General features: G+C 37.2%; 1 pseudogene. It reads right to left on the reverse strand.

What is annotated here, in order from left to right:
- Window positions 1–1,347, reverse strand: a pseudogene (locus HMPREF2578_RS10505) (MSCRAMM family adhesin SdrC); the annotation flags it as partial.

Here is a 1,347-nt window from a genome sequence, read left to right on the forward strand (position 1 = left end):
CTATCTGAGTCTGAATCTGAGTCGCTATCGCTATCTGAGTCTGAATCTGAATCGCTATCGCTATCAGAGTCTGAATCTGAGTCGCTGTCAGAGTCTGAATCTGAATCGCTATCTGAGTCTGAATCTGAATCGCTGTCGCTGTCAGAGTCTGAATCTGAGTCGCTGTCGCTATCTGAGTCTGAATCATCTTCAATTGGTGGTGTTGGAACAGTGTGATCTTCACAGCCACAAGGTACTAAGATTTCAATATTACCATTTATAACAACAACGATGTTGTTTTCAATATTAGTATAAATATTAGTGATGTTTGGCGTATTACCTTTACCGTCTTGACCATTGTAGATGTTTTCACGGCTAACTTCTTTACCATTACCATCTTTAACAATAACAGTTATACCAATTTGTTTACTATCTTTATCAAGAATTGGTTGTTGTTCAATACTTGGAGTCTTACCATCTTTACCGTCTTGACCATTAAAGATAATTTGACGACCTGTTTCATTACCATTGCCATCTTTTGTGATAATTGTTACGCCGATTTGTTTACCGTTATTATCGTAAACTGGTTGTTGTTCAACACTTGGTGTTTTTCCGTCTTGACCATTATAAATGTCTTGACGACCGATTTCATTACCATTGCCATCTTTTGTGATAATTGTTACACCAATTTGATTTCCATTAGCATCTTTAATTGGTTGTTGTTCAATACTTGGTGTTTTTCCATCTTTACCATTTAAGCCATCGACTACAAATGTTTCACTAATTAATTTACCTTGACTTCCATCTGGGTTCACTTCGTAAATACGGATATATGATCCTGATTGACCATCTTTTGTACCACGTTCTGTGGCTGCTGTAACTGAATGACCATCTTTGCCATCCTTACCGTCTTTGCCATCTTTACCATTATAGATGTCTTGGCGACTCACTTCGTGGTCATCACCATCTTTGACAATAATTGTTACACCAATTTGTTTACCATTTTCATCAAGAATTGGTTGTTGCTCAACGCTTGGTGTTTTACCATCTTTACCGTCTTTGCCATCCTTACCATTTTGTCCGTTATAAACATTTTCGCGACTTATTTCTTGTCCATCACCATCTTTGACAACAATCGTTACACCAACTTGATTACCATCTTTATCTTTAATTGGTTGTTGTTCAATACTTGGTGTTTTACCGTCTTGACCATTATAGATATCTTGACGGTTCACTTCGTGACCATCACCATCTTTCGTAATGATTGTCACACCAATTTGTTTACCATTTTCATCAAGAATTGGTTGTTCTTCGATGCTTGGTGTCTTACCATCGACACCTTTGTTAATTGTTGTTGTTGTTCCATCT

The sequence above is a fragment of the Staphylococcus sp. HMSC072H03 genome (genome assembly GCF_001809305.1).
Lineage (GTDB): Bacteria > Bacillota > Bacilli > Staphylococcales > Staphylococcaceae > Staphylococcus > Staphylococcus hominis.